Source organism: Lacihabitans lacunae, assembly GCF_042649125.1.
GTDB classification, from domain to species: Bacteria; Bacteroidota; Bacteroidia; order Cytophagales; family Spirosomataceae; genus Leadbetterella; species Leadbetterella lacunae.
Map to the genome: position 1 here is coordinate 4675847 of NZ_JBHRYQ010000001.1, position 24083 is coordinate 4699929.

The 24083-nt window shown below is 42.2% G+C and carries 1 protein-coding gene (cut by a window edge); it reads left to right on the top strand.

Features of this window, described 5'->3' with window-relative positions:
- Positions 1-24083, top strand: partial view of an SdrD B-like domain-containing protein gene (locus ACFOOI_RS19915; protein WP_379839846.1) — the 5' portion only. Its footprint extends 13354 nt past the window's final position; the window shows 24083 of its 37437 coding nt (coding positions 1-24083); it begins with the start codon at positions 1-3; the stop codon falls past the right edge of the window.

A 24083-nucleotide genomic window follows, 5' to 3' on the forward strand; every position in this document is an offset into this window, starting at 1 on the left:
ATGAAAAGATTTTACATTTTTATTCACAAGTCCATTTTACTTTTAGCTGTATTTTTTTTAAATGCAGTTAGTTTTTCATTTGGACAATTTAATCCTACTCAAGGGACCTACAATTTTGGAGTAGTGTCAAAGGGTGATGCGACCTTTAACGGGGGCGATACGCATAGTCCAGTTTTTGTGGGAGGAAATTTAACAATTTCTTCTGCAACGGATTTTAGCAACAATCAACCTGGAACACTTGTGTTTTCTGGAGACAGTAAAGCCGCCCATGTTGTGGTGAGAGGAAAAATGATTTTGACCTCAAGTGGAGGCCATGGAAATGTAAACCAAAACGGTTATGTAAAGATTGGTGACTTTACTGGCATGACTCAAGATAATAGTAGTGGTACTACGAAAATTAAAGATGCCTCAGGCAGGTTTCTTCAAATTAATTATCTGCAGCCTAGTGGAACAGTTACCGTTACGCAAGCGAAGATTGACAGTTATGTAAACAAAGAGACTTTGTTTGCCACCTACCAAAGTAATTCTAATACAATGAGCGGTTGTACGCAAAATGTTTCTAAAATAGATATTGGAGGTGGACGATATAATTTTTACTTAAGTAATAACAAGACAAATGTTATTAATCTTTCAAAAGCGGAATTAGAAGCTATTAACGGAGAAATAATATTTCAAAATTTTGCACCTTCTGCAAGTTCCCCTTTAGTTATTAACGTTAACATGAATAATCAAGATGTTAACTTCTCACCTGCTAATTTAATAGCAGGGTCTGGAGTTAGCATTAGTGATGTTAATGCATTGGGTAAATACATCATTTATAATTTTTATAATGCAGGAGTAAGTAACACAATAAATATTATTGACAACAAAGCAATAGGAACTATATATGCTCCTTTTTGCAAAGTAAAGAAAGTTACAAGTTCTGACGTTGAAGGTCAAATTATTACGCAATCTTATTGGCATTTTGGTGGTGGAGAAGTTCATTATCAAATCTTCAATACAAACGTAAGTTGTGAACCAGCACCTCCAGCTTGTGCATGTACTACTAATAATCTTATTCAAAATTCAGACTTTGAATCTAATTTAAATAATTGGACTGCACCCAATGGGGAATTGGTAAGAGCATCTTCTGGTCCTTCGGGGATTTATGCGATTTTAAATAATAGCAATTACAGTGGTAATTATTATGTCTATCAAGATGTAAATGTTACTGCAGGAGGAAACTATACTTTTTCGGCTATTACCGCAAGACACGCTGGTACTAATTCTTACTTTAAGCTACAGTTTTATAATGGTTCAACCCTATTAAGTGAAACTAGCCCTTCTTATACTTTACAAGAATACCCAAATTTTAATTCAGTAAATTTTACGGGAGTAATTCCAAACAATACTACTAAGGTAAGAATATATGGATATGCGAGTGGTACAGCTTTAAAATTTGATAATGTAAATTTTGTTAAATGTTACACTACACCATTAAGTATACTTCAAGGATCGATGACAAAACCATCTTGTTCTAAAACAAATGGTTCGATAATGGTTAACGCATCGGGAGGGAGTGGAGAATATCAATATAAAATTGGTTCAGGGTCATATCAGTCTTCAAATACTTTTTCAAGTTTAGGTGCGGGTACATATACTGTTACAGTGAAAGATGTAAATACTTCATGTACAAAAAGCTTACAGTTTGTTTTAGATTGTGAAAACTTTTGTCCTTATACATTAACGGAACCTACCCCTTCTACGGCACAAGTAAATCCTGGTCAAATATTTGACTTGAGTGTTTCCACAAATGCACCAAACACGGTTTACGTTGAATGGGTTCGATCTACTCAGAATGTTAGTTCATATTCACTATTGACAAACAAAACGGTAGTTGGAGGTTCTAATGTTAGTAATGGTGTTGCAAGTTTAGATGTGACTGCCCCATCTACTGAAGGAACCTATTACTATTATGCCAATTTTAAACCAACTGATGATTGTGGCACATTCGTAAAGCATGTCATTACTGTTAAAACTATTGGTACTATTGATCCAATTTGTTTTTCTGGAACTAGAACTTTAACCGATAATTTATTGCAAGGAGCTTGTAATGCTAGTGCAACTAAGTATTATTCGTTTTGGTTAAACATGACCTCAGCTACCGGCAAATCAAATTATGCTTATTTTAAATCGAAAGATTTGAAGTTTGAGGAATATTGCGATGGTACAGCCAAAATATATGGTACGGCTTGTGCAGTCGGAGGAGGTAGCAATGATTGTGTTAATATCGAATACAATCTATCTTCAAGAACAGCAGTAACCCCAACATATAGTCCAAAAGCAAATTCTTGTTCAACCTATGGGAATGATTTGTATTACTACACTTCTGCTTTAGGAAAAGTAACGGGTGTTAGTGGTGGAATTTATGAAAATTTGGAAGCTACTATTTCTGACAATGTTTCCAATACAATGCCCGCATTTCAAGTGGGTACTGGAGCGAATATCAATACCAATAATTTTGGAGCAAGTGGATGGTTTGAAGTCAACATAACCAATATAGGAGTTAATAAATGGTCAATGAAGTCTACACACGGAGATTTCAATATGAACCTAGGAAATATTTCTCAATTTGCTCTTGAGGCTAGTGCATCAGCATCGAGCGTTTGTAAAGACGGATCAATTTCACTAAATGCACAATTTAAAGGAAATGTACCGGAGACTTGTAATTTGAAATATTCTTGGAAAGCACCGGGTGGCTCAGTTGTGAGTAGTACCCAGACGTATAATATTGCAAATGTTCAAACGAATCAAGCTGGAATATATACAGTAACAGTTTCATTTACATCTGGTGGAAAAAATTGTTCTGCAACTAGTACAGTAAATGTAGTTGTAGATTCTAATTGTGATGGTACACCAGTTTGTTTGCCAAACTGTACTCCTACCAATTTAGTTTCATGGGATTTAAATTCTTGTAATACAGGTACTGGTGGAAACTGGTATGGTGAATTTACGCCTAAGACATATACAGGTGGTTGCTCGAAAATAGAAGCGAGTACAATCTACAGAGAGAATCCAGATGTAAATAAGCACTCTTGTGCTACTGGTCCAGATAATTCTTATGCCATGTGCGTAGATGGAGTTAATTCAACTACAAAACCAGGTCAAGGAAATAGCAAAGCAGTTAAGTTTAGTACTACTATTACTCCGGGAACTAACAAGGCATATAATTTAGGTGAACTTTCGTTTAGTTACAAAAGATCTGGATATCAGTGTACTTCAGGTGGAGCTCAATCTCTTGTATTATATGTTTACAAAAATGGAGCTCTAGCTCATACCGAAACAATAACCGGTTTAACTACTTCGTGGAAATCAACTACTGTTGCTTTAGATGAAACAGAATTCTTTGTTTCTGACGCAGCAGCTACTTTTGATTTTGAAATTGTAGGTTACAATCCAGCAAATGGGTGTTCAGTTTGGGAAATTGACAACGTTAAATTAAATGGATGTTGTGGAACTTCGGTTCAAAAACCAAACATCAACGTTAGCAATGCAAAAATTTGTAAAGGTGAAAAAGTAGACCTAACTGTAGATAATTGTTTAAGCCCAAATACCATTAGCTGGAGTACAGGCCAAACCTCTGCTAAGATTTCGGTTACACCAACTGTTACTACTTCATATACAGTAACTTGTAGCTCGAGTTCATGCTCGACTTCAGAAACTATTACAGTTGAAGTTGATCCAAATTGTCAAACAAATGTGTGTTTAACTTGTGATCCAAAGTCAATTATCAAATGGGATCTAAACCAATGTGCAGCTTTAGATAAGGCTTATTCTTATTCTGAATTTATAGCCGCATATCCAACTAATACAAATAACAGTAATTTTAGCTCAATTTCAGGTACCAATATTTACAGAAATGATCCAAATAACAACCCACATAGTTGTACCGTTGGATATTCTGGTGTTTCTGGAACAGATGCTGCAATGTGTGTTTCAGCAGGAAATTCAAGTACAGCTGATTGGACAAAAGCAATTAAGTTCTCAGCTACGCTTTCTCCATCTCAAAATGGATGTGTTACTAAATTAACATTTAATCAAAGAGCTAATAAAGATTTAGTGTATGCACCTAAGCCAGCTTCTTCGGGTGGTACAGGTAACAATAATTATCCAACAAAATATGCAGTAAGGGTCTACAAAAATGGCACTTTAGTGTATGGGCCAGTAGTTAAATCTATTTCAAGTACTAATTGGACAAATGAAATTATCGACTTTACTTCTGATGCAGATTTTTGTTTTACAGCAGCAAATACCAAATTTGATTTTGAATTGACAGCTTACCAACCGGTAGGAAATGGTTATTCAAATTCAGTATGGGATATAGATAATGTTGAGCTAATTGCTTGCTCGAAATCAGATCCAATTACAGTAACTGCAACTAACAATTCACCAAAATGTGATGGTACAAATGTTACATTAACCGCGAGTTCAACTACCCCAGGTGTTACCTATGTATGGACGGGACCAGCTGGGTTTACGACGCAGACAACTGCTGTCGCAACTACTACTAAACCAGGTACTTATACAGTTGTAGTGACTGCTCCAAATAAATGTACAGCTACCGCTACAACAGTAGTTACGGTAAATCAAAATCCAATAATTTCAGTAGATTCTAAAACTGTTTGTTTAGGTGGAACTGCTACGCTTACAGCTACAGGTTGTGTAGGAAATGTAACATGGAATATTAATGCTACAGGAACAACCCTTACAGTAACTCCAGCTGTAACAGGTGTAGTAACATATACGGCTACATGTACAAATACAAGCGGCTGTATTGCCACTGGAACTGGAAAAATAACTACGGTTGCAAAACCAACTGTTTCTTTAGGAAATGATGTTGAAATTTGTTTAGGTAAATCAATAGATTTAGTTGCCACAGGTTGTGCAGGTGGTACATTAACGTGGAATCAAGGAATCACTTCTACCACTGCCAATGTAACAGTTTCACCAACCACAACTACCACATATATAGTTACTTGTAAAACATCTACAGATAACGGGTGTACAGTATCAGATGATATTAAAGTTACGGTTAATCCAAATCCAATTATTTCGGTAGATTCAAAAACAGTTTGTTTAGGTGGAACGGCCACTCTCACAGCTACTGGTTGTGTAGGAACTGTTACTTGGAATACCAATGCTTCAGGTATCACACTTACCGTAACTCCAAGTGGAGTTGGAGCAGTAACGTATACTGCAACGTGTACGAATACTAATGGCTGTATAGCAACAGCAACTGGAAAAATAACAACGGTAGCAACACCGACAGTTTCTTTAGGAAATGATGTAGAGATTTGTTTAGGTAAATCAATAGATTTAGTTGCAACAGGTTGTGCAGGAGGTACATTAACATGGAATCAAGGAATCACTTCTACGACTGCCAATGTAACGGTTTCCCCAACCACAACTACCACATATATAGTTACTTGTAAAACATCCACAGATAACGGGTGTACAGTAACAGATGATATTAAGGTTACAGTAAATCCGTTACCTGCAGGTTCTATTCCTGCTGTAAGTCCAGTTTGCCAAACAGAAACTATTAACTTAAAATCAGGAACTTGGACAAATGCAGTCTCATATAAGTGGGTTGGACCAAACAGTTTCAATAATTCTACTCAAAATCCAAGTATTATAAATGCACCTTTAGCAGCGGCAGGTACTTATACATTGACAGTTACAAGTGCAAGTGGTTGTACCACTACAGCAACTGTTGCAGTTGTAGTTAATACGTGTCTTTCTAAAATTGGAGATTTTGTTTGGGAAGATAAAAATGGAAATGGTATACAAGAAACAGGAGAACCAGGAATTCAAGGAGTTTTAGTTACTCTTAGTGGTACTGATGCTTTTGGAAATATTGTTACTAAAACTACAACCACTGGTACTGATGGTAAATATTTATTTATTGACTTAGTTAAAGGAGATTATAAAGTAACATTCTCTAAACCGGCTGGATTTACTACTACAGATAAAGATAAGGGTACAGATGATGCAAAAGATAGTGATGCTGATCCAGTTTCTGGAATGACTCAAATTATTGCTTTAGGCATAAATGATGAAAATCTTACTTTAGATGCCGGATACTTCAAGCCAGCAAAGTTAGGGGACTATGTATGGGAAGATAAGAACTACAACGGCATCCAAGAAGCAGGCGAAAGCCCAATTGCAGGAGTAATTGTAAAATTATTAGACGCCGCAGGTAACCCAGCGAAAGATGCAAGTGGAGCAACAGTAGCGAATGCAACGACAGACGCAACAGGTAAATACGAGTTTACGAACTTGAAGCCAGGCGTACAATATGTAGTAGAATTTGGTAAGCCAACAGGTTATGAGCCAACAAGTAAAGACAAAGGCACAGACGATACAAAAGATAGCGATGCAGATATTACGACAGGAAAAACAATTGCAGTAGTATTAGCAAGTGGGGAAAACAATCCAACGATCGATGCCGGTTTCTACAAGCCAGCCAAATTGGGCGACTTCGTGTGGGAAGATACGAACGGTAACGGCATCCAAGATGCAGGAGAAGCTGGAATCCCAGGCGTAGAAGTTAAGTTAACAGGTACAGACGGATCAGGAAATCCAGTAACGTTAACCGTAACCACAGATGCAACAGGTAAGTATGAATTTACAAACTTGAAGCCAGGAACGTATACGGTAACGTTTACAAAACCAACCGGATTTACAACGACAGATCCAACGCAAGGAACCGATCCAGCGAAAGACAGTAATCCAGATAAGACAACAGGAGCTACAACTCCAGTAACGTTAGTAAGTGGCGAGAACAATACAACGATCGATGCCGGATACTTCAAGCCAGCAAAGTTAGGGGACTATGTATGGGAAGATAAGAACTACAACGGCATCCAAGAAGCAGGCGAAAGCCCAATTGCAGGAGTAATTGTAAAATTATTAGACGCCGCAGGTAACCCAGCGAAAGATGCAAGTGGAGCAACAGTAGCGAATGCAACGACAGACGCAACAGGTAAATACGAGTTTACGAACTTGAAGCCAGGCGTACAATATGTAGTAGAATTTGGTAAGCCAACAGGCTATGAGCCAACAAGTAAAGACAAAGGCACCGACGATACAAAAGATAGTGATGCAGATATTACGACAGGAAAAACAATTGCAGTAGTATTAGCAAGTGGCGAAAACAACCCAACGATCGATGCCGGTTTCTACAAGCCAGCCAAATTGGGCGACTTCGTTTGGGAAGATACGAACGGTAACGGCATCCAAGATGCAGGTGAAGCTGGAATCCCAGGCGTAGAAGTTAAGTTAACAGGTACAGACGGATCAGGAAATCCAGTAACGTTAACCGCAACCACAGATGCAACAGGTAAGTATGAATTTACAAACTTGAAGCCAGGAACGTATACGGTAACGTTTACAAAACCAACCGGATTTACAACGACAGATCCAACGCAAGGAACCGATCCAGCGAAAGACAGTAATCCAGATAAGACAACAGGAGCTACAACTCCAGTAACGTTAGTAAGTGGCGAGAACAATACAACGATCGATGCCGGATACTTCAAGCCAGCAAAGTTAGGGGACTATGTATGGGAAGATAAGAACTACAACGGCATCCAAGAAGCAGGCGAAAGCCCAATTGCAGGAGTAATTGTAAAATTATTAGACGCCGCAGGTAACCCAGCGAAAGATGCAAGTGGAGCAACAGTAGCGAATGCAACTACAGACGCAACGGGCAAATACGAGTTTACGAACTTAAAGCCAGGCGTACAATATGTAGTAGAATTTGGTAAGCCAACAGGCTATGAGCCAACAAGTAAAGACAAAGGCACCGACGATACAAAAGATAGCGATGCAGATATTACGACAGGAAAAACAATTGCAGTAGTATTAGCAAGTGGCGAAAACAACCCAACGATCGATGCCGGTTTCTACAAGCCAGCCAAATTGGGCGACTTCGTTTGGGAAGATACGAACGGTAACGGCATCCAAGATGCAAGTGAAGCTGGAATCCCAGGCGTAGTGGTAACCTTAACAGGTACAGACGGATCAGGAAATCCAGTAACGTTAACCGCAACCACAGATGCAACAGGTAAGTATGAATTTACAGACTTGAAGCCAGGAACGTATACGGTAACGTTTACAAAACCAACCGGATTTACAACGACAGATCCAACGCAAGGAACCGATCCAGCGAAAGACAGTAATCCAGATAAGACAACAGGAGCTACAACTCCAGTAACGTTAGTAAGTGGCGAGAACAATACAACGATCGATGCCGGATACTTCAAGCCAGCAAAGTTAGGGGACTATGTATGGGAAGATAAGAACTACAACGGCATCCAAGATGCAGGCGAAAGCCCAATTGCAGGAGTAATTGTAAAATTATTAGACGCCGCAGGTAACCCAGCGAAAGATGCAAGTGGAGCAACAGTAGCGAATGCAACGACAGACGCAACAGGCAAATACGAGTTTACGAACTTAAAGCCAGGCGTACAATATGTAGTAGAATTTGGTAAGCCAACAGGCTATGAGCCAACAAGTAAAGACAAAGGCACAGACGATACAAAAGATAGTGATGCAGATATTACGACAGGAAAAACAATTGCAGTAGTATTAGCAAGTGGCGAAAACAACCCAACGATCGATGCCGGTTTCTACAAGCCAGCCAAATTGGGCGACTTCGTTTGGGAAGATACGAACGGTAACGGCATCCAAGATGCAGGTGAAGCTGGAATCCCAGGCGTAGTGGTAACCTTAACAGGTACAGACGGATCTGGAAATCCAGTAACGTTAACCGCAACTACAGATGCAACAGGTAAGTATGAATTTACAGACTTGAAGCCAGGAACGTATACAGTAACGTTTACAAAACCAACCGGATTTACAACGACAGATCCAACGCAAGGAACCGATCCAGCGAAAGACAGTAATCCAGATAAGACAACAGGAGCTACAACTCCAGTAACGTTAGTAAGTGGCGAGAACAATACAACGATCGATGCCGGATACTTCAAGCCAGCAAAGTTAGGGGACTATGTATGGGAAGATAAGAACTACAACGGCATCCAAGAAGCAGGCGAAAGCCCAATTGCAGGAGTAATTGTAAAATTATTAGACGCCGCAGGTAACCCAGCGAAAGATGCAAGTGGAGCAACAGTAGCGAATGCAACGACAGACGCAACAGGCAAATACGAGTTTACGAACTTAAAGCCAGGCGTACAATATGTAGTAGAATTTGGTAAGCCAACAGGCTATGAGCCAACAAGTAAAGACAAAGGCACAGACGATACAAAAGATAGTGATGCAGATATTACGACAGGAAAAACAATTGCAGTAGTATTAGCAAGTGGCGAAAACAACCCAACGATCGATGCCGGTTTCTACAAGCCAGCCAAATTGGGCGACTTCGTTTGGGAAGATACGAACGGTAACGGCATCCAAGATGCAGGTGAAGCTGGAATCCCAGGCGTAGTGGTAACCTTAACAGGTACAGACGGATCTGGAAATCCAGTAACGTTAACCGCAACTACAGATGCAACAGGTAAGTATGAATTTACAGACTTGAAGCCAGGAACGTATACAGTAACGTTTACAAAACCAACCGGATTTACAACGACAGATCCAACGCAAGGAACCGATCCAGCGAAAGACAGTAATCCAGATAAGACAACAGGAGCTACAACTCCAGTAACGTTAGTAAGTGGCGAGAACAATACAACGATCGATGCCGGATACTTCAAGCCAGCAAAGTTAGGGGACTATGTATGGGAAGATAAGAACTACAACGGCATCCAAGAAGCAGGCGAAAGCCCAATTGCAGGAGTAATTGTAAAATTATTAGACGCCGCAGGTAACCCAGCGAAAGATGCAAGTGGAGCAACAGTAGCGAATGCAACGACAGACGCAACAGGCAAATACGAGTTTACGAACTTAAAGCCAGGCGTACAATATGTAGTAGAATTTGGTAAGCCAACAGGCTATGAGCCAACAAGTAAAGACAAAGGCACAGACGATACAAAAGATAGCGATGCAGATATTACGACAGGAAAAACAATTGCAGTAGTATTAGCAAGTGGCGAAAACAACCCAACGATCGATGCCGGTTTCTACAAGCCAGCCAAATTGGGCGACTTCGTTTGGGAAGATACGAACGGTAACGGCATCCAAGATGCAGGTGAATCTGGAATCCCAGGCGTAGTGGTAACCTTAACAGGTACAGACGGATCAGGAAATCCAGTAACGTTAACCGCAACTACAGATGCAACAGGTAAGTATGAATTTACAGACTTGAAGCCAGGAACGTATACGGTAACGTTTACAAAACCAACCGGATTTACAACGACAGATCCAACGCAAGGAACCGATCCAGCGAAAGACAGTAATCCAGATAAGACAACAGGAGCTACAACTCCAGTAACGTTAGTAAGTGGCGAGAACAATACAACGATCGATGCCGGATACTTCAAGCCAGCAAAGTTAGGGGACTATGTATGGGAAGATAAGAACTACAACGGCATCCAAGATGCAGGCGAAAGCCCAATTGCAGGAGTAATTGTAAAATTATTAGACGCCGCAGGTAACCCAGCGAAAGATGCAAGTGGAGCAACAGTAGCGAATGCAACGACAGACGCAACAGGCAAATACGAGTTTACGAACTTAAAGCCAGGCGTACAATATGTAGTAGAATTTGGTAAGCCAACAGGCTATGAGCCAACAAGTAAAGACAAAGGCACAGACGATACAAAAGATAGTGATGCAGATATTACGACAGGAAAAACAATTGCAGTAGTATTAGCAAGTGGCGAAAACAACCCAACGATCGATGCCGGTTTCTACAAGCCAGCCAAATTGGGCGACTTCGTTTGGGAAGATACGAACGGTAACGGCATCCAAGATGCAGGTGAATCTGGAATCCCAGGCGTAGTGGTAACCTTAACAGGTACAGACGGATCAGGAAATCCAGTAACGTTAACCGCAACTACAGATGCAACAGGTAAGTATGAATTTACAGACTTGAAGCCAGGAACGTATACGGTAACGTTTACAAAACCAACCGGATTTACAACGACAGATCCAACGCAAGGAACCGATCCAGCGAAAGACAGTAATCCAGATAAGACAACAGGAGCTACAACTCCAGTAACGTTAGTAAGTGGCGAGAACAATACAACGATCGATGCCGGATACTTCAAGCCAGCAAAGTTAGGGGACTATGTATGGGAAGATAAGAACTACAACGGCATCCAAGATGCAGGCGAAAGCCCAATTGCAGGAGTAATTGTAAAATTATTAGACGCCGCAGGTAACCCAGCGAAAGATGCAAGTGGAGCAACAGTAGCGAATGCAACGACAGACGCAACAGGCAAATACGAGTTTACGAACTTAAAGCCAGGCGTACAATATGTAGTAGAATTTGGTAAGCCAACAGGCTATGAGCCAACAAGTAAAGACAAAGGCACAGACGATACAAAAGATAGTGATGCAGATATTACGACAGGAAAAACAATTGCAGTAGTATTAGCAAGTGGCGAAAACAACCCAACGATCGATGCCGGTTTCTACAAGCCAGCCAAATTGGGCGACTTCGTTTGGGAAGATACGAACGGTAACGGCATCCAAGATGCAGGTGAAGCTGGAATCCCAGGCGTAGAAGTTAAGTTAACAGGTACAGACGGATCAGGAAATCCAGTAACGTTAACCGCAACCACAGATGCAACAGGTAAGTATGAATTTACAAACTTGAAGCCAGGAACGTATACGGTAACGTTTACAAAACCAACCGGATTTACAACGACAGATCCAACGCAAGGAACCGATCCAGCGAAAGACAGTAATCCAGATAAGACAACAGGAGCTACAACTCCAGTAACGTTAGTAAGTGGCGAGAACAATACAACGATCGATGCCGGATACTTCAAGCCAGCAAAGTTAGGGGACTATGTATGGGAAGATAAGAACTACAACGGCATCCAAGAAGCAGGCGAAAGCCCAATTGCAGGAGTAATTGTAAAATTATTAGACGCCGCAGGTAACCCAGCGAAAGATGCAAGTGGAGCAACAGTAGCGAATGCAACTACAGACGCAACGGGCAAATACGAGTTTACGAACTTAAAGCCAGGCGTACAATATGTAGTAGAATTTGGTAAGCCAACAGGCTATGAGCCAACAAGTAAAGACAAAGGCACCGACGATACAAAAGATAGCGATGCAGATATTACGACAGGAAAAACAATTGCAGTAGTATTAGCAAGTGGCGAAAACAACCCAACGATCGATGCCGGTTTCTACAAGCCAGCCAAATTGGGCGACTTCGTTTGGGAAGATACGAACGGTAACGGCATCCAAGATGCAGGTGAAGCTGGAATCCCAGGCGTAGTGGTAACCTTAACAGGTACAGACGGATCTGGAAATCCAGTAACGTTAACCGCAACTACAGATGCAACAGGTAAGTATGAATTTACAGACTTGAAGCCAGGAACGTATACAGTAACGTTTACAAAACCAACCGGATTTACAACGACAGATCCAACGCAAGGAACCGATCCAGCGAAAGACAGTAATCCAGATAAGACAACAGGAGCTACAACTCCAGTAACGTTAGTAAGTGGCGAGAACAATACAACGATCGATGCCGGATACTTCAAGCCAGCAAAGTTAGGGGACTATGTATGGGAAGATAAGAACTACAACGGCATCCAAGATGCAGGCGAAAGCCCAATTGCAGGAGTAATTGTAAAATTATTAGACGCCGCAGGTAACCCAGCGAAAGATGCAAGTGGAGCAACAGTAGCGAATGCAACGACAGACGCAACAGGCAAATACGAGTTTACGAACTTAAAGCCAGGCGTACAATATGTAGTAGAATTTGGTAAGCCAACAGGCTATGAGCCAACAAGTAAAGACAAAGGCACAGACGATACAAAAGATAGTGATGCAGATATTACGACAGGAAAAACAATTGCAGTAGTATTAGCAAGTGGCGAAAACAACCCAACGATCGATGCCGGTTTCTACAAGCCAGCCAAATTGGGCGACTTCGTTTGGGAAGATACGAACGGTAACGGCATCCAAGATGCAGGTGAAGCTGGAATCCCAGGCGTAGTGGTAACCTTAACAGGTACAGACGGATCTGGAAATCCAGTAACGTTAACCGCAACTACAGATGCAACAGGTAAGTATGAATTTACAGACTTGAAGCCAGGAACGTATACAGTAACGTTTACAAAACCAACCGGATTTACAACGACAGATCCAACGCAAGGAACCGATCCAGCGAAAGACAGTAATCCAGATAAGACAACAGGAGCTACAACTCCAGTAACGATAGTAAGTGGCGAGAACAATACAACGATCGATGCCGGATACTTCAAGCCAGCAAAGTTAGGGGACTATGTATGGGAAGATAAGAACTACAACGGCATCCAAGATGTCGGCGAAAGCCCAATTGCAGGAGTAATTGTAAAATTATTAGACGCCGCAGGTAACCCAGCGAAAGATGCAAGTGGAGCAACAGTAACGAATGCAACGACAGACGCAACAGGTAAATACGAGTTTACGAACTTGAAGCCAGGCGTACAATATGTAGTAGAATTTGGTAAGCCAACAGGCTATGAGCCAACAAGTAAAGACAAAGGCACCGACGATACAAAAGATAGCGATGCAGATATTACGACAGGAAAAACAATTGCAGTAGTATTAGCAAGTGGCGAAAACAACCCAACGATCGATGCCGGTTTCTACAAGCCAGCCAAATTGGGCGACTTCGTTTGGGAAGATACGAACAAGAATGGTATCCAAGATTTAGGAGAAATTGGTATTCCAAATGTTACAGTTAAATTATCTGGTACAGATGGTCAAGGAAACATTGTAAATTTAACGACCACTACAGACGGAACTGGTAAATATATTTTTGAAAATTTAAAGCCAGGGAATTATGTTGTTGAATTTGTTACGCCAGGAGCTGGAGGTGATTATACTTCTAGTCCTATAAATCAAGGTTCAGATAATTCTAAAGATTCTGACGCAGATACAATAACTGGAAAAACTATTTCGATAAATCTAGTTAGTGGTGAATCAAATTTAACTATTGATGCTGGTTATTATAAATGTATCAAAACTGCTGAATTTAATTATCCAGTTACAAAATTCTGTTTCAAAGATGGTACTATTCTAATTCCTACCTTTGTAAATGGATCAGTTGCTGGGGTATTTACCTCTAGCCCAGCTTTGGGAACTGCATTAAATGCAAGCACTGGAGATATTACTGTAGCACTAGCAAATGCAGGTAATTATATTATTACAAATACAATAGCTGCTGATAATAAATGTCCTTTGATTTCGGCAACAACCAGTGTTAAAATTCCAGAGCCATTAGAGTTTGATGGAGCAATTACATCAATTGATGTAAAATGTTTCGGAGAAAATAATGGATCTGCAACTGTTAAAATCAAAGGTGGAACTCTACCTTATACCTATAAGTGGAGTAACACTGCTTCTGCAAATACTGCAACAGCATCAGGTTTAACAGCAGGAACATATTCAGTAATCATTACAGATGCTAATTCATGTACTGTAACGGCAACGGTAGAAGTAATTCAACCTAAGCAATTGACTGCAACAGCAGTAGCAACACCAGTAGCATGTTTTGGAGAGAAAAACGGAACGGCGACAGTAACGGCACAAGAAGGAAACGGAAGCTTCACCTATGCATGGAGCACGAGCCCTGTACAAACGACTGCAACAGCCACAGGCTTAGGAGCAGGCACATATACAGTTACGGTTAAGGATGCAAAACAATGTACAGTAACCGCTACAGTTGAAGTAATTCAGCCAAAAGTATTGACTGCAACAGCAACTGCAACCCCAGTAGCATGTTTCGGAGAGAAGAACGGAACAGCAACAGTAACAGCAGCAGACGGAAACGGAACATTTACATACGCATGGAGCACAAGCCCAGTACAAACGACTGCAACAGCCACAGGCTTAGGAGCAGGCACATATACAGTTACGGTTAAGGATGCAAAACAATGTACAGTAACAGCAACGGTAGAAGTAATTCAACCTAAGCAATTGACTGCAACAGCGGTGGCAACACCAGTAGCATGTTTCGGAGAGAAAAACGGAACAGCGACAGTAACGGCAGAAGAAGGAAACGGAACATTTACCTATGCATGGAGCACGATCCCAGTACAAACGACTGCAACAGCCACAGGCTTAGGAGCAGGGACGTATACAGTTACGGTTAAGGATGCAAAACAATGTACAGTAACAGCAACGGTAGAAGTAATTCAACCTAAGCAATTAACTGCAACAGCGGTAGCGACACCAGTAGCATGTTTCGGAGAGAAAAACGGAACGGCGACAGTAACGGCACAAGAAGGAAACGGAAGCTTCACCTATGCATGGAGCACGATCCCAGTACAAACGACTGCAACAGCAACAGGCTTAGGAGCAGGCACATATACAGTTACGGTTAAAGATGCAAAACAATGTACAGTAACAGCAACGGTAGAAGTAATTCAACCTAAGCAATTGACTGCAACAGCAGTAGCAACACCAGTAGCATGTTTCGGAGAGAAAAACGGAACAGCGACAGTAACGGCACTAGAAGGAAACGGAAACTTCACCTATGCATGGAGCACGGTCCCAGTACAAACGACTGCAACAGCCACAGGCTTAGGAGCAGGGACATATACAGTTACGGTTAAAGATGCAAAACAATGTACAGTAACAGCAACGGTAGAAGTAATTCAACCTAAGCAATTGACTGCAACAGCGGTGGCAACACCAGTAGCATGTTTCGGAGAGAAAAACGGAACAGCGACAGTAACGGCACAAGAAGGAAACGGAAGCTTCACCTATGCATGGAGCACGATCCCAGTACAAACGACTGCAACAGCCACAGGCTTAGGAGCAGGCACATATACAGTTACGGTTAAAGATGCAAAACAATGTACAGTAACGGCAACGGTAGAAGTAATTCAACCTAAGCAATTGACTGCAACAGCAGTAGCAACACCAGTAGCATGTTTTGGAGAGAAAAACGGAACAGCGACAATAACGGCACTAGAAGGAAACGGAAACTTCACCTATGCATGGAGCACGGTCCCAGTACAAACGACTGCAACAGCCACAGGCTTAGGAGCAGGGACATATACAGTTACGGTTAAAGATGCAAAACAATGTACAGTAACAGCAACGGTAGAAGTAATTCAACCTAAGCAATTGACTGCAACAGCGGTGGCAACACCAGTAGCATGTTTCGGAGAGAAAAACGGAACAGCGACAGTAACGGCACAAGAAGGAAACGGAAGCTTCACCTATGCATGGAGCACGATCCCAGTACAAACGACTGCAACAGCCACAGGCTTAGGAGCAGGCACATATACAGTTACGGTTAAAGATGCAAAACAATGTACAGTAACGGCAACGGTAGAAGTAATTCAACCTAAGCAATTGACTGCAACAGCAGTAGCAACACCAGTAGCATGTTTCGGAGAGAAAAACGGAACAGCGACAGTAACGGCACAAGAAGGAAACGGAAGCTTCACCTATGCATGGAGCACGGTCCCAGTACAAACGACTGCAACAGCCACAGGCTTAGGAGCAGGCACATATACAGTTACGGTTAAAGATGCAAAACAATGTACAGTAACGGCAACGGTAGAAGTAATTCAACCTAAGCAATTGACTGCAACAGCAGTAGCAACACCAGTAGCATGTTTCGGAGAGAAAAACGGAACAGCGACAGTAACGGCACAAGAAGGAAACGGAAGCTTCACCTATGCATGGAGCACCATCCCAGTACAAACGACTGCAACAGCCACAGGCTTAGGAGCAGGTACATATACAGTTACGGTTAAGGATGCAAAACAATGTACAGTAACGGCAACGGTAGAAGTAATTCAGCCTAAGCAATTAACTGCAACAGCAGTAGCAACACCAGTAGCATGTTTCGGAGAGAAAAACGGAACAGCAACAGTAACGGCACAAGAAGGAAACGGAAGCTTCACCTATGCATGGAGCACGATCCCAGTACAAACGACTGCAACAGCCACAGGCTTAGGAGCAGGGACGTATACAGTTACGGTTAAGGATGCAAAACAATGTACAGTAACGGCAACGGTAGAAGTAATTCAGCCTAAGCAATTAACTGCAACAGCAGTAGCAACACCAGTAGCATGTTTTGGAGAGAAAAACGGAACGGCGACAGTAACAGCACAAGAAGGAAACGGAAGCTTCACCTATGCATGGAGCACGATCCCAGTCCAAACGACTGCAACAGCCACAGGCTTAGGAGCAGGGACGTATACAGTTACGGTTAAGGATGCAAAACAATGTACAGTAACGGCAACGGTAGAAGTAATTCAACCTAAGCAATTGACTGCAACAGCAGTAGCAACACCAGTAGCATGTTTTGGAGAGAAAAACGGAACGGCGACAGTAACAGCACAAGAAGGAAACGGAAGCTTCACCTATGCATGGAGCACGATCCCAGTACAAACGACTGCAACAGCCACAGGCTTAGGAGCAGGGACGTATACAGTTACGGTTAAGGATGCAAAACAATGTACAGTAACGGCAACGGTAGAAGTAATTCAGCCTAAGCAATTAACTGCAACAGCAGTAGCAACACCAGTAGCATGTTTCGGAGAGAAAAACGGAACGGCGACAGTAACAGCACAAGAAGGAAACGGAAGCTTCACCTATGCATGGAGCACGATCCCAGTCCAAACGACTGCAACAGCCACAGGCTTAGGAGCAGGGACGTATACAGTTACGGTTAAGGATGCAAAACAATGTACAGTAACGGCAACGGTAGAAGTAATTCAACCTAAGCAATTGACTGCAACAGCAGTAGCAACACCAGTAGCATGTTTTGGAGAGAAAAACGGAACGGCGACAGTAACAGCACAAGAAGGAAACGGAAGCTTCACCTATGCATGGAGCACGATCCCAGTCCAAACGACTGCAACAGCCACAGGCTTAGGAGCAGGGACGTATACAGTTACGGTAAAGGATGCGAAACAATGTACAGTAACGGCAACGGTAGAAGTAATTCAACCTAAGCAATTAACTGCAACAGCGGTAGCGACACCAGTAGCATGTTTCGGAGAGAAAAACGGAACGGCGACAGTAACGGCACAAGAAGGAAACGGAAGCTTCACCTATGCATGGAGCACGAGCCCTGTACAAACGACTGCAACAGCCACAGGCTTAGGAGCAGGCACATATACAGTTACGGTTAAGGATGCAAAACAATGTACAGTAACCGCTACAGTTGAAGTAATTCAGCCAAAAGTATTGACTGCAACAGCAACTGCAACCCCAGTAGCATGTTTCGGAGAGAAGAACGGAACAGCAACAGTAACAGCACTAGAAGGAAACGGAACATTTACATACGCATGGAGCACAAGCCCAGTACAAACGACTGCAACAGCCACAGGCTTAGGAGCAGGCACATATACAGTTACGGTTAAGGATGCAAAACAATGTACAGTAACGGCAACGGTAGAAGTAATTCAACCTAAGCAATTGACTGCAACAGCGGTGGCAACACCAGTAGCATGTTTCGGAGAGAAAAACGGAACAGCGACAGTAACGGCAGAAGAAGGAAACGGAACATTTACCTATGCATGGAGCACGATCCCAGTACAAACGACTGCAACAGCCACAGGCTTAGGAGCAGGGACGTATACAGTTACGGTTAAGGATGCAAAACAATGTACAGTAACAGCAACGGTAGAAGTAATTCAACCTAAGCAATTGACTGCAACAGCAGTAGCGACACCAGTAGCATGTTTCGGAGAGAAAAACGGAACGGCGACAGTAACGGCACAAGAAGGAAACGGAAGCTTCACCTATGCATGGAGCACGATCCCAGTACAAACGACTGCAACAGCAACAGGCTTAGGAGCAGGCACATATACAGTTACGGTTAAAGATGCAAAACAATGTACAGTAACAGCAACGGTAGAAGTAATTCAACCTAAGCAATTGACTGCAACAGCAGTAGCAACACCAGTAGCATGTTTCGGAGAGAAAAACGGAACAGCGACAGTAACGGCACTAGAAGGAAACGGAAACTTCACCTATGCATGGAGCACGGTCCCAGTACAAACGACTGCAACAGCCACAGGCTTAGGAGCAGGGACGTATACAGTTACGGTTAAGGATGCAAAACAATGTACAGTAACGGCAACGGTAGAAGTAATTCAGCCTAAGCAATTAACTGCAACAGCAGTAGCAACACCAGTAGCATGTTTTGGAGAGAAAAACGGAACGGCGACAGTAACAGCACAAGAAGGAAACGGAAGCTTCACCTATGCATGGAGCACGATCCCAGTCCAAACGACTGCAACAGCCACAGGCTTAGGAGCAGGGACGTATACAGTTACGGTTAAGGATGCAAAACAATGTACAGTAACGGCAACGGTAGAAGTAATTCAACCTAAGCAATTGACTGCAACAGCAGTAGCAACACCAGTAGCATGTTTTGGAGAGAAAAACGGAACGGCGACAGTAACAGCACAAGAAGGAAACGGAAGCTTCACCTATGCATGGAGCACGATCCCAGTCCAAACGACTGCAACAGCCACAGGCTTAGGAGCAGGGACGTATACAGTTACGGTAAAGGATGCGAAACAATGTACAGTAACGGCAACGGTAGAAGTAATTCAACCTAAGCAATTAACTGCAACAGCGGTAGCGACACCAGTAGCATGTTTCGGAGAGAAAAACGGAACGGCGACAGTAACGGCACAAGAAGGAAACGGAAGCTTCACCTATGCATGGAGCACGAGCCCTGTACAAACGACTGCAACAGCCACAGGCTTAGGAGCAGGCACATATACAGTTACGGTTAAGGATGCAAAACAATGTACAGTAACCGCTACAGTTGAAGTAATTCAGCCAAAAGTATTGACTGCAACAGCAACTGCAACCCCAGTAGCATGTTTCGGAGAGAAGAACGGAACAGCAACAGTAACAGCACTAGAAGGAAACGGAACATTTACATACGCATGGAGCACAAGCCCAGTACAAACGACTGCAACAGCCACAGGCTTAGGAGCAGGCACATATACAGTTACGGTTAAGGATGCAAAACAATGTACAGTAACGGCAACGGTAGAAGTAATTCAACCTAAGCAATTGACTGCAACAGCGGTGGCAACACCAGTAGCATGTTTCGGAGAGAAAAACGGAACAGCGACAGTAACGGCAGAAGAAGGAAACGGAACATTTACCTATGCATGGAGCACGATCCCAGTACAAACGACTGCAACAGCCACAGGCTTAGGAGCAGGGACGTATACAGTTACGGTTAAGGATGCAAAACAATGTACAGTAACAGCAACGGTAGAAGTAATTCAACCTAAGCAATTGACTGCAACAGCAGTAGCGACACCAGTAGCATGTTTCGGAGAGAAAAACGGAACGGCGACAGTAACGGCACAAGAAGGAAACGGAAGCTTCACCTATGCATGGAGCACGATCCCAGTACAAACGACTGCAACAGCAACAGGCTTAGGAGCAGGCACATATACAGTTACGGTTAAAGATGCAAAACAATGTACAGTAACAGCAACGGTAGAAGTAATTCAACCTAAGCAATTGACTGCAACAGCAGTAGCAACACCAGTAGCATGTTTCGGAGAGAAAAACGGAACAGCGACAGTAACGGCACTAGAAGGAAACGGAAACTTCACCTATGCATGGAGCACGGTCCCAGTACAAACGACTGCAACAGCCACAGGCTTAGGAGCAGGGACATATACAGTTACGGTTAAAGATGCAAAACAATGTACAGTAACAGCAACGGTAGAAGTAATTCAACCTAAGCAATTAACTGCAACAGCGGTAGCGACACCAGTAGCATGTTTCGGAGAGAAAAACGGAACGGCGACAGTAACGGCACAAGAAGGAAACGGAAGCTTCACCTATGCATGGAGCACGATCCCAGTACAAACGACTGCAACAGCAACAGGCTTAGGAGCAGGCACATATACAGTTACGGTTAAAGATGCAAAACAATGTACAGTAACAGCAACGGTAGAAGTAATTCAACCTAAGCAATTGACTGCAACAGCAGTAGCAACACCAGTAGCATGTTTCGGAGAGAAAAACGGAACAGCGACAGTAACGGCACTAGAAGGAAACGGAAACTTCACCTATGCATGGAGCACGGTCCCAGTACAAACGACTGCAACAGCCACAGGCTTAGGAGCAGGGACATATACAGTTACGGTTAAAGATGCAAAACAATGTACAGTAACAGCAACGGTAGAAGTAATTCAACCTAAGCAATTGACTGCAACAGCGGTGGCAACACCAGTAGCATGTTTCGGAGAGAAAAACGGAACAGCGACAGTAACGGCACAAGAAGGAAACGGAAGCTTCACCTATGCATGGAGCACCATCCCAGTACAAACGACTGCAACAGCCACAGGCTTAGGAGCAGGTACATATACAGTTACGGTTAAGGATGCAAAACAATGTACAGTAACGGCTACGGTAGAAGTAATTCAACCTAAGCAATTAACTGCAACAGCGGTAGCGACACCAGTAGCATGTTTCGGAGAGAAAAACGGAACAGCAACAGTAACGGCACAAGAAGGAAACGGAAGCTTCACCTATGCATGGAGCACGATCCCAGTACAAACGACTGCAACAGCCACAGGCTTAGGAGCAGGGACGTATACAGTTACGGTTAAGGATGCAAAACAATGTACAGTAACGGCAACGGTAGAAGTAATTCAGCCTAAGCAATTAACTGCAACAGCAGTAGCAACACCAGTAGCATGTTTTGGAGAGAAAAACGGAACGGCGACAGTAACAGCACAAGAAGGAAACGGAAGCTTCACCTATGCATGGAGCACGATCCCAGTCCAAACGACTGCAACAACCACAGGCTTAGGAGCAGGGACGTATACAGTTACGGTTAAGGATGCAAAACAATGTACAGTAACGGCAACGGTAGAAGTAATTCAACCTAAGCAATTGACTGCAACAGCAGTAGCAACACCAGTAGCATGTTTTGGAGAGAAAAACGGAACGGCGACAGTAACAGCACAAGAAGGAAACGGAAGCTTCACCTATGCATGGAGCACGATCCCAGTCCAAACGACTGCAACAACCACAGGCTTAGGAGCAGGGACGTATACAGTTACGGTTAAGGATGCAAAACAATGTACAGTAACGGCAACGGTAGAAGTAATTCAACCTAAGCAATTGACTGCAACAGCAGTAGCAACACCAGTAGCATGTTTTGGAGAGAAAAACGGAACGGCGACAGTAACGGCACAAGAAGGAAACGGAAGCTTCACCTATGCATGGAGCACGAGCCCTGTACAAACGACTGCAACAGCCACAGGCTTAGGAGCAGGCACATATACAGTTACGGTTAAGGATGCGAAACAATGTACAGTAACGGCAACGGTAGAAGTAATTCAACCACTAAAATTAGAAGCAAATTCAACGACTGTTGATGTAACTTGTAATGGCGGGACTGATGGAAGTATAACTGTCAATCCAGTAGGAGGTATTGCACCATATTCTTATAATTGGAGTAATGGTAAAAATACCAAAACAATTACGGCACTTCCTGCTGGCACTTATTCGGTTGTTGTATTAGATGCTAATAATTGTAAATATGAATTGAAAAACATTACAATTTCTGAACCTGCTAAATTGGTAGCAACTGCTACAAGCAACAGCCCAGTATGTAATGGAGAGATAATTAAACTTAATGCATCTGGTGGTTCAATTTATTCTTGGACTGGACCTGCTGGGTTTATTTCATCTATTCAAAACCCTGAATTATCAAATGCATCTACAACTCAAACTGGTACTTATTCAGTTACAGTTACTGATACGAAAGGATGTAAAGGAACAGCCACAACGTATGTTGAGGTTAGAAAATTAAATGATATCATAAGTACAAATTCTACGCTTTGTGAAACTGAAGAGTTAACATTGACAGCTCCGGACTATGGAGTTGGAGCTACTTATAAGTGGGTTGGACCTAACAATTTTGTAGGAAATACAAGAATTGTTTCTGTTTCTAATCTAAAGCAGATAAACGAAGGAGATTATGTAATAACTGTTACTTTAAACGGTTGTTCAGTTTCCGGAAAAGTCACTTTAGATGTTAAAGAATTGCCAACACCTCCATCTATAAAAATAGATGGTCCTAATTCAATTTGTGAAAAAGGTACAGTTAAGTTGGTAGCAGAAGGATGTACGGGAATAGTTAAATGGTCAACAAATGCAACAGGAGCGACGCTAATTGTTTCTCAAGAAGGAATATACAGTGCTACTTGTACAGCTAATGGTTGTACTAGCCCAGTGTCAAATTCAATAACGGTCATAAAAGGTTCTATTCCAACCGCACCAAAAATCACAACAGATAGAACAATTTGTTGTGATGGTGAAACCGCCACTCTAACGGCAACGGGTTGCACTGGAACTTTAAAATGGAACACTGGTGAGACTACGGCAATAATAAAAGTTACTAAAGCAGGAAATTACACAGTGACTTGTTCAAATTCTTGTGGAGAAAGTAATGCTTCCAACCTTATTGAAATTGAAACAGGTGTAACACCTACAGTTCCTACACTTACAGCAGGTAAAACTATTGTTTGTGGAAATGAAAAAGCAACTATTACGGCAGTTTGTAATGGAAGTATCATTTGGAGCAATGGATTATCCGGAACATCAATTTCAGTTGGTGAAGGTACATATTCTGCAAAATGTAAAACAATTTGTGGAGAAAGTGCTAGTTCAATCTCTATTACAATAACAAAAGGTGTTGATCCAACCCCTCCAACTATAGTAGTAGATAATAAATTAATTTGTGGTGACGCAAAAGCTAAATTAACAGCTAGTAATTGTTCAGGAATAATTAACTGGAGCAATGGCGAAACTGGAAATATAATATTTGTTACAGATGCGGGTAGTTACTCAGCAACTTGTAAAACAGACTGCGGTACAAGTACTTCTAGTAATTCAATTATTATTGAAAAATTGAGTTTACCAACAAAGCCAGTTGTGGATACAGATCGCAC